General features: G+C 75.8%; 1 pseudogene. It reads right to left on the bottom strand.

The annotated features are described in order from the left end of the window. Positions 1 to 1,093 (bottom strand): annotated as a pseudogene (locus AX737_RS03230) (LytTR family transcriptional regulator); the annotation flags it as partial.

The raw sequence follows: 1,093 nt of genomic DNA, 5'->3' as shown, positions 1-1,093 counted from the left end.
CGCTCAGGCCCGCGAAGGGGCTCTCGGGGGCGAAGGGGGCGAGCGTCTTCGGGTTGTCCCAGGAGAGCGTGCCACCGAGGTTGCGCCCGCCCCGGCGCAGGCGCACCGGCACCAGCGGATCGTTTCCGGCCGCCAGACGCGGCCCGGCAAAGCGCAGCAGCAGGCCGCCCTCGGAGACGAACTTCTCCACCCGCGCGGTGGTGCGCTCGTCCATGGCGCCGACATCGGCCAGCACCAGCACCGTGACCTGGTTGTCGAGGAGCTGGTTGATCGATTCGGCCGTGCCCTTGGCGCCGCGCGCCTCCTGCACGTCGGCGAAGGGCTGCAGGGCGCGGGACAGGTAGTAGGTCGGCGCCAGCAGTGGCTGGGCCTGGTCGCTGGTGCCGCCGAAGACGAGGCCGACCCGGCGGCGCTTGCCGCGCTCGTCCATCAGCACCACCGCGCCGGCCGAGCGCTCGCCCGAGACCTCCAGGCGGCTGATATTGTTGCGCAGCTCCACCGGGATCTCCAGCGGCACCTCGGCGGCGAGCGCGCTGGTCTGAAACGAAAAATCGTGCTCGGCGAGCGGCAGGCCGCGCTGATCGAGCGCCCGCACGGTGCCGGCCTCACGGCCGTTCGGGGCGGCGCGCAGCACCCGGGCGGTGAGCTTGCCCGCCTGCTCGGCGGCGGTGAGCGCGAGCGCCGGCGGCGCGTCGGCCCGCAGCAGGGTGACGGCGGCGCCGTTCGCTTGGCCAAGCCGAGAGAGTTCGCCCGTGAAGGCATCGGCCCCGATGCCGGCGACGCCGTCGCTGATCCAGACGAGGCCGGCGCCGGGATTCTTCTCCAGGAAGGCACCGAGCGCCGGCAGCAGCGCCGCCCGGTCGGCGAGGTGCGGGCGGGGCGCCAGCGCGCGCAGGCGTTCCAGGGCGGCGGCCGGGGTGCGGGCCTCGACCGCGGCGGGCGCCTCGGCGCTGCCGAGCACGGCCACCGGCCGTCCGTCGCGGGCCGCGCCCTCGATCGTGTCCTGCGCCACCGCGAGGCGGGCGCGCCAGTCGTGGGCGGCGCTCGCGCCGTTGTCGAGGAGCACGAGGAGCGCGCTGCGCCCGCCCACGAC

The sequence above is a fragment of the Methylobacterium sp. CCH5-D2 genome (assembly GCF_001556475.1).
Classification (GTDB): Bacteria; Pseudomonadota; Alphaproteobacteria; order Rhizobiales; family Beijerinckiaceae; genus Methylobacterium; species Methylobacterium hispanicum.
The sequence above is the reverse complement of the archived record's forward strand: the minus strand, read 5'-3'. Positions and strand labels throughout refer to the sequence as shown.